The sequence below is a fragment of the Sporosarcina sp. resist genome (assembly GCF_014302295.1).
GTDB lineage: Bacteria > Bacillota > Bacilli > Bacillales_A > Planococcaceae > Sporosarcina > Sporosarcina psychrophila.
In genome coordinates this window covers 1,991,937-2,013,485 of sequence record NZ_CP060287.1, presented here as the reverse complement: position 1 = coordinate 2,013,485, position 21,549 = coordinate 1,991,937, and the positions used below count along the sequence as shown (strand labels likewise).

Annotated in this window: 19 protein-coding genes; all 19 read right to left on the bottom strand. The window is 41.3% G+C overall.

The features are described 5' to 3' along the window. Positions 1 to 99 precede the first annotated feature (99 nt). The 19 genes from hemL to H7992_RS09890 all read right to left on the bottom strand — a co-directional run bounded on the left by hemL (position 100) and on the right by H7992_RS09890 (position 21,150). Positions 100 to 1,338, bottom strand: a complete 1,239-nt coding sequence (gene hemL, locus H7992_RS09980) for a glutamate-1-semialdehyde 2,1-aminomutase (protein WP_067213908.1) — start codon at positions 1,336 to 1,338, stop codon at positions 100 to 102. 54 nt (positions 1,339 to 1,392) lie between these two features. Beyond that, positions 1,393 to 2,373, bottom strand: a complete 981-nt coding sequence (gene hemB, locus H7992_RS09975; RefSeq protein WP_082786533.1) for a porphobilinogen synthase — start codon at positions 2,371 to 2,373, stop codon at positions 1,393 to 1,395. A 2-nt stretch (positions 2,374 to 2,375) separates the two neighbouring features. Then, complete coding sequence (locus H7992_RS09970; protein ID WP_067208073.1) at positions 2,376 to 3,134, bottom strand: uroporphyrinogen-III synthase; 759 nt, start codon at positions 3,132 to 3,134, stop codon at positions 2,376 to 2,378. Next, positions 3,127 to 4,056 carry a hydroxymethylbilane synthase gene (gene hemC / locus H7992_RS09965; RefSeq protein ID WP_067208071.1) on the bottom strand — a complete coding sequence of 310 codons (930 nt, stop codon included), beginning with the start codon at positions 4,054 to 4,056 and terminating at the stop codon, positions 3,127 to 3,129. Before hemC ends, H7992_RS09970 begins: the two co-directional genes overlap by 8 nt. Before the next feature lie 156 nt (positions 4,057 to 4,212). After that, on the bottom strand, positions 4,213 to 5,043 hold the full coding sequence (locus H7992_RS09960) for a cytochrome c biogenesis protein (RefSeq protein ID WP_067208068.1): 831 nt from the start codon (positions 5,041 to 5,043) through the stop codon (positions 4,213 to 4,215). An 89-nt stretch (positions 5,044 to 5,132) separates the two neighbouring features. Further along, positions 5,133 to 6,497 carry a glutamyl-tRNA reductase gene (gene hemA / locus H7992_RS09955; protein WP_187047445.1) on the bottom strand — a complete coding sequence of 455 codons (1,365 nt, stop codon included), beginning with the start codon at positions 6,495 to 6,497 and terminating at the stop codon, positions 5,133 to 5,135. 374 nt (positions 6,498 to 6,871) lie between these two features. Then, positions 6,872 to 7,453: a ribosome biogenesis GTP-binding protein YihA/YsxC gene (gene yihA, locus H7992_RS09950; RefSeq protein ID WP_067208063.1), complete on the bottom strand. Its 582-nt coding sequence runs from the start codon at positions 7,451 to 7,453 to the stop codon at positions 6,872 to 6,874. Continuing rightward, complete coding sequence (gene lon, locus H7992_RS09945) at positions 7,450 to 9,774, bottom strand: endopeptidase La (protein WP_067208060.1); 2,325 nt, start codon at positions 9,772 to 9,774, stop codon at positions 7,450 to 7,452. The genes yihA and lon overlap by 4 nt, the downstream gene beginning before the upstream one ends. A 124-nt stretch (positions 9,775 to 9,898) precedes the next feature. Then, the gene (gene clpX / locus H7992_RS09940; protein WP_067208057.1) at positions 9,899 to 11,164 is read right to left on the bottom strand and encodes an ATP-dependent protease ATP-binding subunit ClpX; all 1,266 of its coding nucleotides are present in this window, start codon (positions 11,162 to 11,164) and stop codon (positions 9,899 to 9,901) included. 149 nt (positions 11,165 to 11,313) lie between these two features. Further along, positions 11,314 to 12,600 carry a trigger factor gene (gene tig / locus H7992_RS09935; RefSeq protein WP_067208055.1) on the bottom strand — a complete coding sequence of 429 codons (1,287 nt, stop codon included), beginning with the start codon at positions 12,598 to 12,600 and terminating at the stop codon, positions 11,314 to 11,316. A gap of 113 nt (positions 12,601 to 12,713) precedes the next feature. Then, on the bottom strand, positions 12,714 to 13,685 hold the full coding sequence (locus H7992_RS09930) for a tetratricopeptide repeat protein (RefSeq protein ID WP_067208052.1): 972 nt from the start codon (positions 13,683 to 13,685) through the stop codon (positions 12,714 to 12,716). A gap of 383 nt (positions 13,686 to 14,068) precedes the next feature. Next, complete coding sequence (locus tag H7992_RS09925; protein WP_304627122.1) at positions 14,069 to 14,335, bottom strand: phosphocarrier protein HPr; 267 nt, start codon at positions 14,333 to 14,335, stop codon at positions 14,069 to 14,071. 37 nt (positions 14,336 to 14,372) lie between these two features. Next, positions 14,373 to 15,095 (bottom strand): sugar isomerase domain-containing protein, encoded by a 723-nt coding sequence (locus H7992_RS09920; RefSeq protein ID WP_187047444.1) that lies wholly within the window; start codon positions 15,093 to 15,095, stop codon positions 14,373 to 14,375. A 4-nt stretch (positions 15,096 to 15,099) separates the two neighbouring features. Further along, complete coding sequence (locus tag H7992_RS09915; protein ID WP_067208044.1) at positions 15,100 to 15,822, bottom strand: GntR family transcriptional regulator; 723 nt, start codon at positions 15,820 to 15,822, stop codon at positions 15,100 to 15,102. A 14-nt stretch (positions 15,823 to 15,836) separates the two neighbouring features. Next, positions 15,837 to 16,565 carry a glucosamine-6-phosphate deaminase gene (gene nagB, locus H7992_RS09910; protein ID WP_067208041.1) on the bottom strand — a complete coding sequence of 243 codons (729 nt, stop codon included), beginning with the start codon at positions 16,563 to 16,565 and terminating at the stop codon, positions 15,837 to 15,839. Further along, positions 16,562 to 17,731 carry an N-acetylglucosamine-6-phosphate deacetylase gene (nagA, locus tag H7992_RS09905; protein ID WP_187047849.1) on the bottom strand — a complete coding sequence of 390 codons (1,170 nt, stop codon included), beginning with the start codon at positions 17,729 to 17,731 and terminating at the stop codon, positions 16,562 to 16,564. Before nagA ends, nagB begins: the two co-directional genes overlap by 4 nt. An 847-nt stretch (positions 17,732 to 18,578) precedes the next feature. Further along, positions 18,579 to 19,907 carry an MATE family efflux transporter gene (locus tag H7992_RS09900; RefSeq protein WP_187047443.1) on the bottom strand — a complete coding sequence of 443 codons (1,329 nt, stop codon included), beginning with the start codon at positions 19,905 to 19,907 and terminating at the stop codon, positions 18,579 to 18,581. A 115-nt stretch (positions 19,908 to 20,022) separates the two neighbouring features. Then, positions 20,023 to 20,577, bottom strand: coding sequence for a TetR/AcrR family transcriptional regulator (locus tag H7992_RS09895; RefSeq protein ID WP_187047442.1), 555 nt, complete (start codon positions 20,575 to 20,577; stop codon positions 20,023 to 20,025). A 123-nt stretch (positions 20,578 to 20,700) separates the two neighbouring features. After that, entirely contained in the window at positions 20,701 to 21,150 is a 450-nt protein-coding gene (locus tag H7992_RS09890) for a GNAT family N-acetyltransferase (RefSeq protein WP_067208032.1), read from the bottom strand. Positions 21,151 to 21,549: the final 399 nt, after the last annotated feature.

Sequence of the window (21,549 nt, the reverse complement as noted above, 5' to 3'; positions counted from 1 at the left end):
CGTAAATATCCTCCGACCAGTAAACTAGTCGGAGGATATTGTCTTTATTATTAAAACAAACATTACTATCGAATTCATATTTGAATTGACTAAGCTATTTTACGCGCGAAGTTTAGCAAATACCGTATGGAACGCTTCAATTGTCTTCTCAATATGCGCTTCTGTATGCGCAGTCGATAGGAACATACCTTCAAACTGAGATGGCGGAAGGAAAATACCCTCTTCAGCCATTAAGCGATAGTAATCAGCAAATAATTCAAGGTCAGCCGTTTTCGCTTTGTCGTAATTCGACACTTTTTCGTTGGTGAAGAAAAAGCCGATCATCGAGCCCGCGCGGTTTACTGTGTGCGGGATATCAAACTTTTCAGCCGCCGAACGGAAACCGGCTTCTAGCTGATCACCAAGTTTAATGAAGTGTTCATAAGATGCAGGCGTTAGTTTTTTCAACGTTTCAATACCTGCAGTCATCGCCAGTGGATTACCTGATAAAGTTCCTGCCTGATAAATCGTTCCTGCAGGAGCCATATTTTCCATAATTTCACGTTTCCCTCCATATGCACCAACTGGAAGGCCGCCGCCAATTACTTTTCCGAGACATGTAATATCCGGCGTCACACCGTAATAACCTTGTGCGCAATTATAGCCAACACGGAAGCCCGTCATTACTTCATCAAAAATAAGAAGCGTGCCGTTTTTCTCTGTCAACTCACGCAATCCTTCAAGGAAACCTGGTTCAGGTGGGACAACACCCATATTACCCGCGACAGGCTCAACAATAATTGCCGCTAAGTCGTCACCAAATTCTTGAATTGCGACTTTAATGCTTTCTAAATCGTTATAAGGAACAGTGATTGTGTTTTTCGCAACCGATTCAGGCACACCTGGGCTATCTGGTAGGCCAAGTGTCGCAACGCCAGAACCCGCTTTAATGAGCAGTGAGTCAGCGTGACCGTGGTAACAGCCTTCAAATTTCAAAATCTTATTGCGACCAGTATAACCGCGCGCCAAACGTAGTGCGCTCATCGTTGCTTCCGTACCGGATGACACCATACGAATCATTTCAATTGAAGGAACGCGTTCAATAACAAGTTTCGCAAGTTCATTTTCCGCTAACGTTGGTGCACCAAAGCTTGCTCCAGTTTCTGCAACGCGCTTAATGCCTTCAACTACGTCTTGATCAGAATGACCGAGAATAAGCGGACCCCAAGATAGTACATAATCGATATATTCATTGCCATCGATGTCTGTAAGAATAGCGCCTTTTCCGCTCTTCATGAAAATCGGGTCCATATTGACAGATTTGAATGCACGAACAGGAGAGTTAACTCCTCCTGGCATAAGATTTACCGCTTCAGCAAATGCTTGTTTCGACTTTTCATAATTTCTACCCAATTATTTCTCCTCCAGCCAGCGTGCCGCATCTTTCGCATGGTACGTCATAACGAGATCCGCACCCGCACGCTTCATACTTGTCAACGTTTCAAGAACGATTGCTTTTTCATCAATCCAACCATTTTGCGCTGCTGCTTTAACCATTGCATACTCGCCGCTCACATTGTATGCAACTACTGGCAATGTAAAATTGTCTTTGACATCACGCATAATATCGAGATACGAAAGCGCCGGTTTAACGATTAGGAAGTCAGCACCTTCTGCAACATCTGATTCCGCTTCACGCATTGCTTCTATGCGGTTTGCTGGATCCATTTGATACGTTTTGCGATCGCCTGATTGAGGAGTGGATTCCGCAGCGTCACGGAATGGTCCGTAATAGGCGGATGCATATTTCACTGCATATGACATAATCGGGATATGCTCAAAACCAGTTGCGTCTAACCCTTGGCGAATAGCTGCTACAAAACCGTCCATCATATTCGACGGTGCAATGATGTCGGCTCCCGCCTTCGCCTGGCTTACTGCAGTACGCGTCAACAGTTCCAATGATGGGTCGTTTAATACGTTACCGTCTTCTAGAACACCGCAATGTCCGTGATCTGTATATTGGCACAGGCAAGTATCCGCAATGACGACAAGTTCAGGATAACGTTCTTTCGCTAAACGAGTGGCTTTTTGGACAATCCCTTGATCAGAATAAGCTTCCGACCCCAATTCGTCCTTAGTTGCCGGAAGACCAAATAAAATAATTGATGGAATTCCAAGTGACACAACTTCATCGAGTTCAATTGTAAAATGGTCGAGTGATTTCTGGAACACACCCGGCATAGAAGCGATTGGATTATTGATGTCTTCCCCATCTATAACAAAAATCGGATAGATGAAGTCCTCTTTCCTCAGAACAGTTTCTCTCACCATAGAACGCAATGTAGTTGATGTGCGCAAACGTCTGTTGCGTCTGAATTGTAAAGTATCCAAAATTACCCTTCCTTTCGCCCCGCCAATTTCTCGACGAGATCCATAAGTGTGTATGTATCGGGTCTAACATGAACGACCGCACCAACTTCTAGCAATGCTTTTTCCGTCACATGTCCGATAGCCCCGATTGTAAAGCCGTTCCAACCTGTCCGCGGAGCCACTTCTTCAGCAAAAACTTCAACCGCCGAAGGACTTGCGAATAAAACGCTCAAATGCTGTTGTTGTTGCAATAAATCTACTAGTGAATCGATGGAATCATTTGCACGCTCTGTCGCATAAACTGTCCATTCATCCACTTCAAAAGGAATTTCCTCTTTGATGGTGACGCCTGCAATTGATCCGCGTAGAAAAAGAATACGTCGAATATCTGTTTCAGCAGGATTAAATTCCTTTACGAATGTATCTGCACTGAACACGGTTGGGATGAAATCGACTGTAAAACCAATTTTTTCAAGCGCTTCTGCAGTTCGAGTGCCTACGGCTGCTATTTTCGCTGGAATTGATTCCGAAGAAACACCATGACGATTGAGTTTTGCACCAAACGCCGCAACCGCACTTTGACTTGTGAATATTAACCAATCATACATCGGACAAGCGGTCAAACGAAGTTCATCTGTCTGTTCCACTAACTCCGCCACTTGGATAAGCGGCAATGAAACAGGCGTCCCTCCGTAGCGCTTTACCAATTCAAAGACATCTTTAGACTTCGGAGTCCCTGTAAAGATGACCGTTTCAGCTAACAGCGGTTGACGATCACGCATCCATATCCGCCTTCACTTTCTCAATCACTTCTGAAGCCCCTTCGGCACGCAATATTTTTGCAACTTCCATACCCGCTTCAACGGGATCCGTGCTTGAGAAAGTCTTTTTAAACACTTGTGTTGCGTCTGGAGAAGCAATATAGCCCGTCAATTCGACTTCGCTACCGTTATATTGCGCAAATCCGGCAATCGGAACTTGGCACGAACCATCCATTTCAGTTAGGAAAGTACGCTCTGCTTCAACTTCTTTCCATGTTTTTTCATCCGTTAATTTCGCAAGTTCTGCAAGTAACTCTTTATCATCAAAACGGCATTCAATTGCTAGTGCCCCTTGTCCTACTGCTGGAATACAATCTTCAACGGACATATATTCCGTAGTCACATCCGCGCTCCAGCCCATTCGCTTCATGCCGGCAGCCGCAAGAAGAATCGCATCGTATTCACCGTCAACCATTTTTTTCAGACGTGTATCGATATTGCCACGAATCCATTGGATGTCAAGATCGGGACGCAGAAGCAGTAATTGTGAACTACGACGTAAACTAGACGTTCCAACTTTAGCACCTACTGGTAAGTCCATGAATTTCACATGACCATTCGAAATGAATGCATCGCGCGCATCTTCACGCGGAGGAATACAACCGATAACAAGTCCTTCTGGAAGAACAGCTGGCATGTCTTTCATGCTATGTACTGCGAAATCGATTTCTTTATCAAATAATGCCTGCTCAATCTCTTTCACGAAAAGCCCTTTACCGCCAACTTTCGATAGCATTACATCTAGGATTTGATCTCCTTTTGTAACGATTTCTTTCACTTCGAATTCAAATGGAGCACCGGCAGCTTTCATCTGGTCTATAAACCAGTTTGTTTGTGTCAATGCAAGTTTACTTCTTCTTGAACCTACGATTATTTTTCTCATATTAATTAATCCAACCTTTCTTAATCGAATACACCTTGGCGTATTTGTGTTCAGATTTTTTCGAGTTTGCTTGATAATAAATCCCCAAAAAATCTGTAGCATCCGCCAGAGGCTTTAACTTAATACAGCCAGGGTTTGAAACCAAGCTGTATTAAGTTATAACCAAAAATGGAACCCGGATAACTTACTTCCAAGAAAAAAATTGATGATAACAAAAAGGAATGCAAATACGTTCGCCCATGCAAAGTCGTTTCCTGTTAGCTTGCCACTTCGCTTCAAGAATAATACAGAACCGTAAATGGCAAGAAGGATAAATGAACCAATAATCTTCATATCAAAAAAGGACCATACATCGAGTGCAACTATCGCCCACTGCATGCCGAGAATTAAACTGACGAGCAGAAACGGAATACCTGTATAAAGAGACGCCTTCATGCCTATCTCTGTTTGATGAAGAGAAGGAAGCCTATTAAATTGTTTTGACCATTTCTTCTTCTTTAAAACTTTATAAACAAGAAGATAGAGTATCGAAAAAACGAATGACATCGCAAACGCTGCATAAGACAAAATCGCGAATGTAATATGGATGAATAGCAGCTCTGAAATAAGCGCTTCCCCTATCGGCGACTGTTCAATTTGTTCAGGTCCAAATGTATGAATTGTCATAAATATGAATCCAATCACATTTAAGAAAAAGACGGCGTGACCAACTTTGTAAAACAGATGCATGACAATTGATAAAGTAATCAACAACCAAGCGTAAAAGTAAATCCCCTCAAAAAGAGTGAGTACAGGGAACCTTTGCCATTCGATTATATACATCACAAGAAAGAATGTTTGTAGAAAGTAGACGACGGTTAAAATCCAAAAAGCGCTTCGGTGTGCAAACGTATCCTTATTCAAGTAATCTATAAAATAAAAAACAAGGCTTACTGCATAGAGTACGACCATTACTTCATGCAGTCTCGCCATCATCATTTCAGCCATGATAACCTCTCTGCCTTTCCGAACTAATAGGGGCGTTTCTGCATCTATAGTGTATCACACTGATGCGGAAACGCCCCTTTGACAAACGTTCAAAATGTCAAATCCGGTTGTGCCGTCGCATGTCTTTCAGCTCTGACTTTTAACCGTTGTTTCGCCTGTTTTGCAAGCGTTTCTTTCTCATTTACTACATCTTCATCAATACCGAATATTTGCTGGAACAATTCCAGCTTTTCGGATGCTTTCGGATCCATTGACAGCTCTTTCGCCTGTAGAATAGGATCTTTCAATAATTGATTAACGATAGATTTCGTATGCTTGCTTAATACTTTCTTTTCACGTTCAGTTAAATTTGGCATTTTGTTTTCAATACTCGCCATTGTCTCCGATTGGATGCGATTCGCTTTTTGACGAAGTGCCGATATAATCGGAACCACTCCAAGTGTAGCAACCCATTCTTTAAATACGACAAGTTCCTGCTCAATCATAAGGCCAATTTCTTCGGCTGCTCGCTTTCTTTCCGCGAGATTCGCTTCCACAATTCCTTGTAAATCATCGATATCGTAAAGGAAAACATTTGGAAGATCGCCGATACGTGGATCCAGATCCCGCGGTACTGCGATATCTACCATAAATATTGGTCTTCCTTTACGCAACCGACCTACTAACTGCATAAGTTCAAAATCGATAACGAAGTCGTTTGCACCTGTTGAACTAATCAGTACATCTGCTTCAAGAAGTGTACATTGCAGTTCTTGCATCGACTTCGCAACACCTCCGAATTTATCGGCAAGGACTTCCGCTTTCGACAGTGTCCTGTTAACAACAGTCACTTTGCTTGCACCGCTTCCGTGCAAGTTCTTAACGGCAAGTTCACCCATTTCGCCTGCTCCAAGAATGGCCACATGCTTTTGGTCCAATGTACCGAAGATCTTTTTACCGAGTTCTACAGCAGCATAGGAAACTGAGACAGCGTTATCGCCAATTGCAGTTTCAGTGTGGGCTTTTTTCGCAAGCGTTACGGCTTGTTTAAATAGCTCATTGAAAACAGTACCTGTTGTACCAATTGTTTGGCCTTCAAGGAAACTGTCCCTCACTTGACCTAAAATCTGTGTCTCACCAAGTACCATAGAATCGATGCCTGCCGATACGCGCATCAGATGCTCAATCGCACCATCATTTTCCATGATAATTAAATGAGAAGAGAAAGACTCAAGTGGCAAATCGAACCACTCAGCCAAGAAATTCTTCACGTAATAACGACCCGTATGCAACTGATCAACTACTGCATAAATTTCAGTTCGATTACAAGTTGATATAATAATATTTTCTAATATACTTTTTTGCTGTTGCAATGTTTGCATCGCCTGCGGCAGTTCTGTTTCAATAAAAGATAATTTCTCTCTTATTTCAACAGGTGCTGTCCGGTGATTGACACCGATTACGATTGTATGCATCAGGTGTTCACACCTCTCACGTTCTATTTCACGCTTCCCATTATACCATATAGTTATCACTTTTCTTGTTGGAAATTGTGAACAACCTATGACTACGAACGGTTAAACGTAACTATTTATAATGATTATAATCTAATCCTAACAGCCTTCGATTTCACATGCAATTAATGTGCAATCCTAAATCAAATTTATTGGAACTGCATTACCGATTACTAATACTATACGACAGATTGACTAAACCATACGACTGGATAAGAAAACTGAAGAACAAATTATTTTAGTATACGACTGAATTACTAAACTGTGCGCCAGCACACTATAAAAAAAACGGAAAACGATGTATATCTCGTCTTCCGGATTTCCCAATTCTACAATTACATTCTGCTTTCAATCTCTTTCCATGCTTCGTCCATTCCGATTCCCTTTTCAGATGAAAAGACAATTAATGCATCGTATGGTCGCATTGCAAGCGTTTCACGAACGACTTTTTTATGCTTTTCCCATTTCCCTTTTGGAATCTTGTCCGCTTTCGTCGCAATGATGATTGCAGGCATATTATTCTCTACAAGGAAATCGTACATTGCACAATCATCAGCACTTGGAGCGTGGCGTAAATCTACAATTTGAATGACAGCTCGAAGTGGCTCCCGTTCAGTCATATATTGTTGAATGAATTTCCCCCATGTTTCACGAGAAGACTTGGATACTTTTGCATACCCGTATCCCGGTACATCGACGAAAAATAATTGCTCTTCAATTTTATAAAAGTTTAACGTTTGTGTCTTACCTGGCTTCGAAGAAGTTCGAGCAAGGCTTTTTCTACCAATCATCTTGTTTATGAAAGATGATTTACCGACGTTCGACCGGCCTGCTAACGCAAATTCCGGATACCCTTCCGCCGGATATTGTTCGGGGCGTACAGCACTCATTATCATTTCTACGTTATGGACTTTCATTTGGAAGTCTCCTCCAATGCAATTTCGAGGACCTCTTCTGCGTCAGAAACGAGTTTAAATGTCAGTTCCTCTCGGACGCTTTCTGGAATATCTTCGATGTCGCGCTCATTTTCTTTTGGCAAGATAATCGTCGTCAAGCCAGCTCGATGGGCACTTAATGTTTTTTCTTTCACGCCACCAATCGGTAAAACTCTACCGCGCAGTGTAATTTCACCAGTCATCCCGACCTCACGGCGTACTGGCCGTGAAGTCAATGCAGAGACCAGTGATGTAGCAATCGTCACACCGGCTGAAGGTCCATCTTTAGGGATCGCACCTTCAGGTACATGGATATGAATATCACACTTTTCATGGAAATCTGGATCAATACCGAATTCCACCGTTTTCGAACGCACGTAGGACAATGCAGTCTGTGCAGACTCTTTCATAACATCTCCAAGTTTACCCGTCAGTATAAGTTTACCTTTTCCTGGCGATAAAGAAACCTCAATCTGCAATGTATCTCCACCAACTTGCGTATAAGCAAGTCCTGTCGCGACGCCTATTTGATTCACTGTCTCCGCCTGTCCATACCTGTATTTCTTTTTACCAATAAGAGATTCAAGTGTTTTAGAACTAACCGTTATACTTTTCTTCTCTCCCGTGACAATCAGTTTCGCAGCTTTACGGCAAATACCAGCAATTTGTCGTTCTAGGCCACGTACACCTGCCTCGCGTGTATAATACCTTACAATGTCCTGAATCGCAGGATCATTGATACGAACCTGCGATTTTGTCAGTCCGTGCTCTTTCAACTGTTTCGGGATCAAGTGATTTTTCGCAATAGCGTGCTTCTCAATTTCTGTGTAACCAGCAATTGAAATGATTTCCATCCGGTCACGAAGTGGTCCCGGAATTGCACTTAAATCATTGGCAGTCGCAATGAACAAAACATTCGATAAGTTATAAGGCTCTTCGATGTAATGATCACTAAATTTATTGTTTTGTTCTGGGTCAAGTACCTCAAGCATCGCGGACGATGGATCCCCACGGAAGTCATTCGACATCTTATCGATTTCATCCAGTAAGAACACCGGGTTAATCTTGCCAGCTTTTTTCATACCTTGAATAATTCGCCCAGGCATTGCGCCCACATATGTCCGTCTATGACCACGAATTTCCGACTCGTCACGCACTCCGCCAAGTGAGATTCGAACAAACTTCCTACCTAGAGATTCTGCAATAGACCTAGCTAAAGACGTTTTTCCGACACCTGGTGGACCCGCAAGACAAAGGATTGGTCCCCGTAATGAATTCGTTAATTGACGAACTGCCAAATATTCAAGTATACGTTCTTTAACAGCTTCTAGTCCATCGTGGTCGCGATTTAAGATTTCTTCCGAGCGATTAATGTCAAGCTGATCTGTTGATGCATCGGACCATGGCAACGTAACGAGCCACTCGATATAATTACGGATGATTCCGCTTTCAGCTGCAGCAGATGGTAGTTTTTCATATCTGTCGAGTTCACGCAACGCGGCTTCTCTAACACCTGCCGGCATACCGGAACTCTCAATTTTTTCAGTCAAGTCTATTACTTCTAGACCTTTACCGTCTTTATCACCGAGTTCAGTCTGAATCGCCTTCATCTGCTCACGCAAATAAAACTCTTTTTGCGTTCGCTCCATGGCTTCCCTGACACGTTCATTAATTTTCTTTTCAAGGTTCAGCACTTCTTGCTCATTATAAAGTCTACTCATAAGCCATTCAAGGCGTTCATTGACATTTTTTATTTCAAGTACTTCTTGCTTTGCAACCAATTTCAGCGGTAAATGAGAAGCGACCGTATCTGCCAGTCTTCCCGGTTCTATAATTGAAGCGACAGAATCATATGTTTCTTCTGTCACTTTTTTCGAGATTTTTGAGTACTTTTTGAAATATGTAAGTAGCGTTCTCATTAGCGCTTCTGATTCAGCATCAATTTCCTCATCATCTGGATAACCAATTACTTTAACCACGGGATAAAGATCCGCTTCCTCATAATCCGACCATTCTGCACGTTCAATTCCTTCAATAAGTATACGATACGTCCCGTTTGGTAGTTGTGTCATCGATTTAACAAACGCCAATGTCCCTACTTTATACAGATCCTCCGGTTCCGGATTTTCTATACTTATATCTTTCTGCGTAGCAAGAAAAATAAGGTTATCCTGTGCGATTGCGTGTTCAATGGCAAATACGGAGCGCTCTCTTCCAACATCAATATGTAAAATCATCGTAGGGTATACGAGCAGCCCACGCAGCGGCAACAATGGTATATTGTTCAATTCATTAGTTAACATGCGGAAGTCACCTCCATTAATTATGTATATCCAACTTTTAGTTCAATCAAATATTTAAAAAAAGCTGACATCCGAAGAGCGCATTTTCACGCGCGTCATCGGAGTCAGCTTCATCCTTCAGGCGTTACGCCGAGTCTTTCTCATTATCCAGATGAACTCGGGTACCGTCCGCTGTTAAAAGAATTGGATTTGATTGCCCCAAGACGGAGTCTTTAGTAATGACACACTCCGTCACTTCTTCAAGTGAAGGCAGTTCATACATTACGTCGAGCATGATATTCTCAATGATTGAACGCAGACCACGAGCACCTGTTTTTCGTGTGATTGCCTCTTTTGCAATTTCAAGCAAGGCATCATCTTCGAATCGCAGTTCAACATTGTCCAGCCCAAACATTTTTTGGTATTGTTTTACAATCGCATTTTTCGGAAGCGTCAAAATCTGATACAGCGTATCTTCGCTCAACTGCTCCAAACTTGCAAGAACAGGTAAACGACCTACGAACTCTGGTATCAGACCAAAACGTTGAAGATCTTCCGGAATCAGTTTAGCAAGGTAAGACTCCTCTTCAATAACCAAGTTCGGCTCAGCACCGAAACCAATTACTTTTTGTCCGATGCGGCGTTTAATGATTTCTTCAATTCCGTCGAATGCTCCCCCAACAATAAAGAGAATATTCGTCGTGTCGATTTGGATAAATTCTTGATGTGGATGTTTACGTCCGCCTTGTGGTGGCACGCTCGCAACTGTCCCTTCAAGAATTTTAAGAAGTGCCTGTTGGACACCTTCCCCTGACACGTCACGTGTAATGGACGCATTTTCGGATTTACGCGCGACTTTATCGATTTCATCAATATAGATGATCCCTTTTTCCGCACGATCTACATCATAATCTGCAGCCTGAATCAGTTTCAATAGAATATTTTCTACGTCTTCACCAACATATCCCGCTTCCGTCAAAGATGTAGCATCTGCAATCGCGAAAGGTACATCGAGGATTCTAGCAAGCGTTTGAGCAAGTAATGTTTTACCGCTCCCTGTTGGTCCGATTAAGACGATATTGGATTTCGATAGCTCGACATCATCAATCTTACTGTTCGAATTAACACGTTTATAGTGATTATAGACAGCAACTGAAAGTGATTTCTTTGCACGGTCCTGTCCAATAAGGTATTCATCGAGTATACTTTGTATTTCTTTCGGCTTCGGAACGTCTTTAAGCTCGAAACCTTCTTCAAGTCCGACTTCCTCTTCAACGATTTCAGCACAAAGTTCAACACATTCATCACAAATATAGACGCCTTGACCAGCGACTAACTTACGAACCTGTTCCTGGGATTTCCCGCAAAAAGAACAGTTCAAGTTATCTTTTTCATCGTTAAATTTGAACATTATGCTCACCCCTATTCAAGTGACAATCTTACAAGATTCCCCCGTTTTTATCAACTAATTAGAATTCTTCCCTATTCAAGAAGGTAATTCTATGTCTTTCTATGAAAAACAAGGTACGGTCTTCCGTACCTTGTCCTTATTTCACTTTATTATTCAGTAATCTTTGCATTTTCAACAAGGAATTCAACTGTTTTATTGAAACGAAGGTCATTTTCAAGAACAGAAGTTCCACCAAGTGTTGTTTTGATTTGCTCAACATCCATACCGAATTGCGCGGACATTTTTTCAAGTTCTGCGTTAATATCAGCTTCTTCAACTACGATGTTTTCAGCTTTACCAATCGCTTCAAGTACAAGTGAAACGCGAACACGGTTTTGTGCATCGTCTTTCATTTGTGAACGAAGTGCTTCTTCATCTTGTCCAGAGAACTGGAAGTAAAGCTCAAGGTTCATACCTTGTGATTGAAGACGTTGTCCGAACTCTTCCATCATACGTTCAATTTCAGAATTGATCATTACTTCAGGAATTTCGACTTCCATATTTCTCGCAGCTGCTTCGACAAGATCATCGCGAAGTGCTACTTCAGATGCCGATTTCTTCTCTTCCAAAGTAGTTTCTTTCAGCTTCGTACGCAATGCTTCAAGACTTTCTACTTCTTCATCAATTTCTTTTGCAAGTTCGTCATCAAGTGCTGGAACTTCTTTTGACTTGATTTCATGAATTTTCACTTTGAAAATCGCTGGTTTACCAGCAAGTTCTGCTGCATGGTATTCTTCAGGGAAATTCACTTCGACGTCTTTTTCTTCGTCTTGTTTCATGCCAACCAATTGTTCTTCGAATCCAGGGATAAATGAACCTGAACCGATTTCAAGGTCGTACCCTTCAGATTTTCCGCCGTCGAAAACTTCTCCATCAACAGAACCTTCGAAATCGATTTTCACTGTGTCGCCATTTTCAACTGCGCCATCTTCTTTAATAGCTAATTCAGCGAATTTTTGTTGACGATCTTTCAGTTGCTCTTCGATTTCTTCGTCAGTAACTGTTGTTTCCTGACGTGTTACTTCAAGGCCTTTATAATCGCCAAGTTTCACTTCTGGTTTCAATGTAACAACCGCTTTGAAAATAAGGTCTTTTCCTTTTTCCATTTGCTCGATGTCAATTTCAGGACGATCGATTGGTTCAACGCCTGCTTCGTCAAGAGCATTTGAATATGCTTCTGGAAGGATGAAATCAAGTGCTTCATTGTAAAGTGATTCTACGCCATACATTTTTTCAAACATTTGACGTGGCATTTTCCCTTTACGGAATCCTGGTGCTTGTATTGTTTTCACAACTTTCTTGAATGCTTTATCAAGACCTACCGTTACTGCTTCTGCAGGTACTTCTACTGTTAGAATCCCTGTGTTTCCTTCTTGCTTTTCCCATTTAACTGACATAATTAAATACCTCCGAATCGTTTTGGCCAATATCTTTTGTTCCGTATATACTCCATTGACAACCATTTCAGTATATCATAGTCTCTTCATCTTTCAACAGATTTCACACTTTGTTAAAGGTCCGAATCGTTGTCAATCTGTTGAATAAGTAAGTTCAGTGCTGTCTCGGGTAACTGCTCACCTGAAAACAGACTTTCTATGTAGTTTACATAGGCTGTTGCGACTTCTTCTGCTTGATGAGTCCCCCAGCCGAAAGGGAAAGCAGTAATTGCAAATTTCTCAATGAGACCTTGAGCCATTTCTAATCTAGATGGATCCTGCAGTAACCGACGATCCACTTCTTCAAGAACTTGTTTCGTTAAATCATCTTGCCCAGGTAATGTCATAGCTGCTGGAACAATACGCTTCTCCCAGCCGAATTTCCGCACTGTAAGTTCATCAGAGTGCCCTGTCTGATGCAGTAGCGTTAATGCGAACGTAATTGCTAATGGTGCCACATCGTCCCGCGCTACAATTATCGCAAGTAAAGGGACTAAATCAGTTAAATCACTACCTTCAAGTGAAGCCAGTGCATACTGTTGTGCCAATGCATCCATCTTCATGAATTCGTCTAGTGTGAATAATTCCATTCGATAGCTGGGCTCGTCCTGTGCATAGCGGTCAGACAAACGACCATTCAATTCCCGCAGATAATTGAATTTGTTCAGCATATCAGGCGGAACGATTCCTTCATCAATTAGCGCATCAATTGTCATTTCAACTTCATCGTACTCCTGCAGTTGAATGCTAATTGTCAAATACAGCTCCATTGCATCGACGTAATCGGCGGTTCCGCTATGAAGGAGCCTTGCTGCAATTTCTTTTGCACGTTGAAAGTCTTTTGTTTCATAAAGGGCAACCGCGTATGGTCCCAGAAATTCCGGATTGTCAGGTTCATATACAATAGCTTGGTCAAATGCTTCCACCGCTAACTCATAGTTCTCCTGTTCGACGGCTACATGGCCATTTTCAACAAGCTTTTCAAATGTTCCTGGAAAGACGATAACATTTTCTTTTTTCCTGAGTCTTCCGTATTTCTTTCTCAATACGCACACCTTCTTTCATCATTTCCCACTATATCACAGCGATTTCTGTTTTAACATTGATAATTGGTCAATTAGGTAAAAAAAGTCGATGAGCTATCCCGTAAAACAGTAAAGCGTCACCCGACTAGAGCTCGGTGACGCTTTCACAAGGACTTGAAACATCTTTGTTTTATATTTGATGAAATAAATAATCCCATTGACTTTGCTTCGGCGCTTGGGATGCCTCCCGCCCTAAGCCAGACAGCTTCGCCATCAGTCTTAGGGCTTCGGCTACCCCTTGTCAGGCGCCTTCGCTTAGTTTATATAGTTTTTAGTAGTTCAATATATAGATGCATTCAAAACGCTAAAAGCATGCAAAAGTGGAATGCCTTAAATCGTTGAAATCACTCACCGATTCCTTCTGATTTTATTACTTCATCCACTTTAGCCATTAATGCTTCTTCATCCTCACCATCAGCGATGATTTTAATGTCTGCCCCAGCTGAAATTCCCAGTGACATAACACCCATAATCGATTTCAAGTTCACTGTCTTTTCCATGTATGCAAGTTTCACATCTGACGTAAATGGTGTCACCGCTGAAACTAATACGGATGATGGACGGGCGTGAAGTCCCTCGTTGCTAGTAACTTTGTAATTTTTCTCAATCATTTTAAACTCTCCCTTTTAATAGATTAGTCGAATCAAGTTAAAACTTAATTCGCTTGCTATAAGTAGCAATCATTTGCTCATTATGTGCTGAGCTTCCATCCAAATTTGCGCTTTTAAATATTGGAGGTTCTATACCACTTTCAATCATCATACCAATCACACGACTGAATGTCGCATGAAGAAGCATATTCCCAATGACGCCAGAAGCCGGTGCATAAGGTGTTCCCTCCGATAGCAGAAGCCCATCCCCAACCGTTACATGCGTATTCAAAACAGCTTCAGTAACATCTTCAAGTCTATTTCCTGAATGGTGTTTAGATGGCTGTTCAGACGCGTTGTAGTAAAGAGACTGGAGAGAAACAACATAAGCCCCGGACTCTTTTGCAATATACGCCACATCTATTGGTACCACATTTCGTCCAGAAGTTGAAATAATAATGACTACATCTTCAGAACGAATGTCTAGCTGACCCGCAAATGTTTGGGTAAATTCAGGGTCTTTTTCATTCGTAGATGCCTGTGAAGCCCCATTATGAAGCATCAAAGTCTCGACAATAATTGGTCGTACTGGTACTAAACCGCCCGCACGGAAAAACGGCTCCTCCGCTATTAAGTGAGAATGACCTGAGCCGAATAACTGAACAATACCACCACGCGAAAGGCGTTTCATTATCTCTGCTGCAATCTTTTCAACAGATTGCTGTTCTTCTTGAATAACTTTTTTCATCAATGATTCGATTTCCTTGAAATACGCATTCATTCAATCATCTCCGAATCTCGCTGATAAATTTATAACGATCTGCCCGATATGTACTTCGAACAATTTCAATCGGAACATCGTTCGTTAAATAACTGATTCGTTCTATCAACAAAACTGCTGAAGGCATAAAAATTTGAAGGAACTCTGCATCTTCCTTTTTCACTAACACAGCTTCCATGCGTTGCGAGGCATGGCTAATTATTAGCCGTTTATCCTTCTCTATAAACGAATACAGTGATCCTTCTATGTCATTCAATTCAAGATTTGGGACGAGCTTAACAGGAAGATATGACCTTTCGATCGCCATCGGTTTGTCGTCCGCATACCGAATTCGCTTAACGACGAATACTTCTTCATCTTTAGCCAACTGTAACTCATGCATAATATCTATTTCAGGTATCATTTTCTCAAAACTAATAAGTTTGTTACTAGGTTTCATCCCACGTGACAGCATATCTTCCGTAAAGCTTGTAAGACCACTAAGAGGCTGTTCAATCTTGGGTGTCGCCACATATGTTCCGCGCCCCTTTTCACGATAAAGGAGCCCCTCATTTACTAGATTCGTTATGGATTGGCGGACAGTCATGCGACTTACGTCAAACGTATCCGTCAGTTCACGTTCGGAAGGGATTGCCTCTCCAATTACAAAATCCCCTTGCAGAATTTGATTTTTCAAATAGTCCTCGATTTGGACGTACATGGGTATCGGTGACTGTTTATCTAGCATAATACTCACTTCCCTTATGATTTAACCAGTTCATATGCATCCCTATCAACAATAAGTGTAACATTATCGTGATTCCATAAAATTGATGCTGGAAAACTTTCAGTCACATCTTTATTTAATAATGTTCTCACAGCTTCTGCTTTATCTTTTCCGGATGCCAGTAAAATAATTTCCTTACTTTTTAATATCGATTTGATGCCCGTTGTAATCGCATGTGTTGGAACTTCATCAATGGAAGTAAAGAAACGTGCGTTACTTTCTCGGGTAGATGCAACAAGTTCAACGACATGTGTCAGACTGTTTGAATCCGTTCCCGGTTCGTTAAAGCCGATATGCCCATTTCTTCCTATCCCCAATACCTGCAGATCAATCGGCCCTACGCTATCAATTACTTGTTCATAACGCAGACATTCTTCTGCTGAATCAGATGTCCCATCCGGAATATACGTATTTCCAATTACAATGTCAATCTTATCAAATAAGTTTTCAGTCATAAATGTGCGGTAACTTTCCGGATGCCCTTTATCTAGACCTAGGTATTCATCTAGATTAATCGTGCACACATTTTTATACGATATCCCACGTAATTTAACACCTTCAACTAATCGTTCATAAAGCCCTAGTGGCGTTGATCCTGTTGCAAGTCCAAGCACCGAGTGATCATTTCCAAGAATTTGTGCTTCTACCAATTGTGCGGCCTTTACGCTTACTTCATCATAATTAGCACATATGACTACCTTCATCCCATTACCTCCTTAGTATAAGCAATTTCCCCCCTACAAATAGTCATCTGGACATTCCACTCCCCATCGATGATGGTAAGATCCGCATCTTTTCCAGGCTCAATCCTGCCTTTATTGGATAGGCCAAGTTGTTCGGCAGCATTTGTTGAGGTCATTGCAACTAATTCAGCTAATGAACAATTTGTAATAGCCTTCATATTCTGTGCCGCTTGTTCCATCGTTAATATGCTTCCTGCAAGCGTTCCATCGCGAAGCCGCGCAGCTTTGTGTGATACTTCTACATCTTGGCCTCCTAAATCATAAATGCCAGGTGGAAGCCCTTTCGCACGCATTGCATCCGTAATAAGAATAATTCGATTGGAAGTCTTTTGACGATAAGCGAGTTCAACCGATTTCGGATGACTATGAATGCAATCGACGATAATTTCAACGAGAAGTGAATCCTCTAAAAAAGCAGCTCCAACAACCCCTGGTTCTCTATGACGAAACGGACTCATTTGGTTGTATAAATGAGTCACATGAGTAGCACCCTCCTCAACCGCATTACGAACGATATCCGATGTTGCATCCGTATGTCCAATAGATGCAATCACACCACTCGTCGTTACCTTTTCAATGAAAGCAAGACCGTTTTCCACCTCAGGAGCAACAGTTACAATTTTAATGCGGTTACCACTCAGCTCTTGCCATTGTTCAAAAAGGGCAAAAGACGGTGTTGTAATATGCTCAACCGGTTGTGCACCCGCTCGTATAGCTGAAATAAAAGGCCCTTCCAAATGAACCCCCAACATTTCAGCTTGCCTTTCATCCGCATTGAATAAACCCGCATTGCGTAACGCCCCTGCTATCGCTTCATCCGACTGCGTCATTGTTGTTGCTAAAAAACTCGTCGTCCCTTCACGGGGAAGCGCGCTCGCCAAACCATTTAATGCTTCCGGCGTCGCATCCATTACATCAAAGCCTGAAGAACCGTGAATGTGAATGTCAATAAAACCAGGCACAACAATCCAATCCTTACCCGCCGCATCGATTCGTATATCTGCAACTTTATTTATAGAAGTAGCGATTTCTATAATTTCGCTATTTTCTATATAAATGTCTCCAGATATACCATCCTTTGTTGAATTGGCAATTGTAATATTTGAAATCAACAATGTCTTCATCAAATTCCTCATCCCTTTTGAATATCCTGTATAAATAGAAATAAATTCCATTCAAATCCGCCGCTTACAGCGCCTTCGCTAGTTTATATAGGTATTATTTGTTCAACATGTCTAGTATTCTTAATTTTCACTATACACTCAATCGGTATAGTTGTCTATACCAGTTTATAATCTAATAAAATAAATTATATGTACTCACTAGAAAAAATAACCCTAAAGAAATTGTTCTTCTTACAACAAAAAAGTAGTACAGACCAATCACTTAGTCTGCACTACTTTTTGCATATTTATCCCCCAATACCTTCTAGATATGTTAAACAAATGAATACGGCGTATGCGCTTTACAAGGGATTTTAGGAGGCCACTGAAAAATCCCTAGTAATTGGAATGAATTAGTATTCCCACTAATACCGCTTCGACGCTTTGTGGATGCCTCCCGCGATAAGCCAGAAAGGAAACCACTTGGGAGGGATTGAACTGCATCCCTCCTTAGTCTTATCGCTTCGACTACCACGAAGACGCGCCTGCGCTGGATGGTCTATGCGAGAAAGAGCATTTCATTAGCTGTGATGAAAACTGCAATCTGGAATGTGTCTTTCTTGAATAGAATTAGTAGCAAAAAATAAACACATTATAATCTTGGCATATACATCTCAAAATCACATTTCTCTCGATAATGAATATCCTAGCGCAGGCGCGGCAAAGGGGTCGCCGAAGCGCTAAGCGTTCTACAATCCACACCCCGAATTACACCTCTCTTATTATTGAGCGCCACGGCAGATTCAATAGGATTCTTTAATTCAACATATATAGGTTATTTCTCTTACAACATTCCTTATAAAGTCACATCTCAATTGTTCCATTTTTTGTGGTAATAATAAATTGTCATCAGAACAATGAATTCCGATATTGGTATAGCGAGCCAGACACCTGTTAATCCAAATAGTCGTGGCATGATGGCGAGCAAGATTAGCAAAACAACAATTTCCCTTGCTGCAGTAATCCACGTTGCCATTCGGATCTGTCCGATGGATTGATAATACGTCATCATGACAAAGTTTGTGCCCATAAAAAGATAGGCGATAAAGAACAGTTTAATACCCGGAACCGCAATTTTCATTACTTCTTCTGGAAAATCGCCGAACAAACTTGCAATTGGAGCGGCTGCAAATTGGCCGACAAGCAGAAAGAAGATGCCGGCCCCGAGTGCTGTCCCAATAGCCATACGAACAGTCTTTTTCATCTTGATTTCGCTACCTGCCCCACGGTAATAGCTAATCAGCGGTTGAATCGCCGCACCCATACCTAAAAATAACAGCAACATAACACTGTGAACATAATTCAATATCGTAAATGCAGACACGCCTGCGGTTCCAGCGAGGTATTCAAACGTAATATTATGCGAGATTGTAAAGACCGAAAATCCAACTTCCGCAAGAAAACTCGGAAATCCAATCACTAATATTAATAGAAAAAGCTTTCGATTGAACTTAAAGCGAACAAAACGCAAATTACTTTTCTTTCTAAAAAAATGCGTGCTCAATATGACAAGCCCCACAAATGCACCAATGACCGTTGCCGCTGCAGCACCCTCTACACCATAATCAAGTATGAATAAAAACACATAATTCAATCCGATATTGACGACTGCCGTAGCAACAAGTGCAATCATTGATAAGTTCGGTCCACCGTCATTTCGCACCAAAATACTGAATGCATTTTCAACAGTGAAGATGAATCCAAATAGCAACATGACCTTCATATAACCTGCAGTGTACTGAAATGTGTCGGCATTCGCGCCCAATAAATACGCAAGTTCCGTCCTAAAAACAAAGGCAGTAAGCCCGACAATCAGCGTTAAAATAAATATAGAGACAATGGCATGTGAAAAAATAACACGCGCCTTATCAGGTCGTTTAGCTCCCATCATTGCGGAATAACGGGTCGCTGCACCAATTCCAATCCACAGTGACATCGCGACAAAAACCGTATAAACTGGCGCTGCAATCCCTACCCCGGCAAGAGCGACTGGGCCTAAGCGATTGCCTACCATAATTCCGTCGATCACAATATTGACAGCCATCAGTAGCATCCCAACCATCGACGGGATTAAATACCTCAAAAAAGATTTCCCAACAGATTCCGTATCTAAGCGATTTACTACTTGTTCCTTTTTCATTACCAATTCAATTCCTTATCTTTTGTCGTTCCATAAAACACGGAAACGATTTTAGTTTTTATAGTTTCGTCAGTCAAAAAAATAGACTGGCAGTTAAAATGCCAGTAAGCTGACCTTATTTTTCCTTCACCATACCTGTCAATAACACATCCACAATCGCCCCGTACGCTTCCGTAACAGAAATACTATGTTCTAAAAAAAATTGTCGGTCGAGCGTTGCATTCGAAGCTTCAATAATCAATTTCATAAGCAGATCGATATTTCGATCCACAATAATACCTGTTCGGATCCCTTCTTCAAGAAGACCCTTTAAATCATCCCACTGATGCAACTCACGGTTCACCCGTTCCCACTGTACAGGGTAAGTCCGTTTTAATTGGTTCAGAATCCGGAGATCGTAAAACTCATTGTATTTTGGCATGACGACAATCGCCTTACGGATTTTTTCTAACAGCGTAAGTTCTGGATTGTCAATTATACGCCGTGTTTGTTCATCGAACTCAACGAGCGTCATATCTATAATTGATTCAAGGATATCTACCTTAGATGAAAAATTTTCATATAACGTCCGCTTGCTAATTCCAAGACGCTTTGCCAAATCATCCATCGTGAACTTAATGCCATTATTTCGCGTTTCTTCAATAAATGCATTTCTGATTCTTGTTTTCAATTTTCGACCTCCCCAGAAACTAATAATCCGTTTGTAGTTTTACCAGTTTCATTATACAACCTCTGTGAGATGAATGTCTACAGAGTTAAGTAGGTCAAGTTCTAAACGATAAACCAAAAAACATTATAAACTTTTCACCATTAGCTTTTCATTATTACTATCCACTTCACCATTGAACTTAAAGCCAAATTTCTGATACAAGTGAAGTGCTCCTTGATTATCGGCAATGATGCTTAAATAGATTTCATTGCAACTATATTCTTGTTCTAACCGTTGAATTAATGCGCTTAACATAATGCTTCCTAATCCAAGACCTTGATATTTAGAATCGATTAAAAACCGATCCAGCCACACTCGTCCATTTATTCCTTCATCAGGAAAAAATCCATACATAGCAAAACCAACTAAATTCTTTTCCCAATAAAGCCCTACTGGTTGAAAGTTGCTGCATACCTTTGCCTCATCTAAACATTGTTGCGGCGTTTCAATAAAAGACTGTTGTTCTTCATTAATACGCAGTTTTAGAATATCGTTTATATTGTCTTTTGTAACTTCATTTATAATTACTGTCATCATTTTTCCTTTCATATTTAAAGACTAGATTTATATAAGAATATACAACTAATAATGGCCGTCTAACACTTTAACATCTATATATGTTGAACAAATGAATACGGCGTATACGCTTTACATGGGCATTTGGAAGGCCACTGAAAAAGTCCCAATACTTAGAACTAATTAGAATTCCCCCAATACCGCTTGGACGCTTTGTGGATGCCTCCCGCGATAAGCCAGAAAGAAGACCGCTTTCAGTCTTATCGCTCCGGCTACCACGAAGTCGCGCCTTCGCTGGATGGTCTATGTGAGAAAGAGCATTTCATTATCTGCGATGAAATCTGCAACCTGAAGTGTGTCTTTCTTGAATAGAATTAGTAGCAAAAATAATCACCTTACAATCTCGGCATATACATC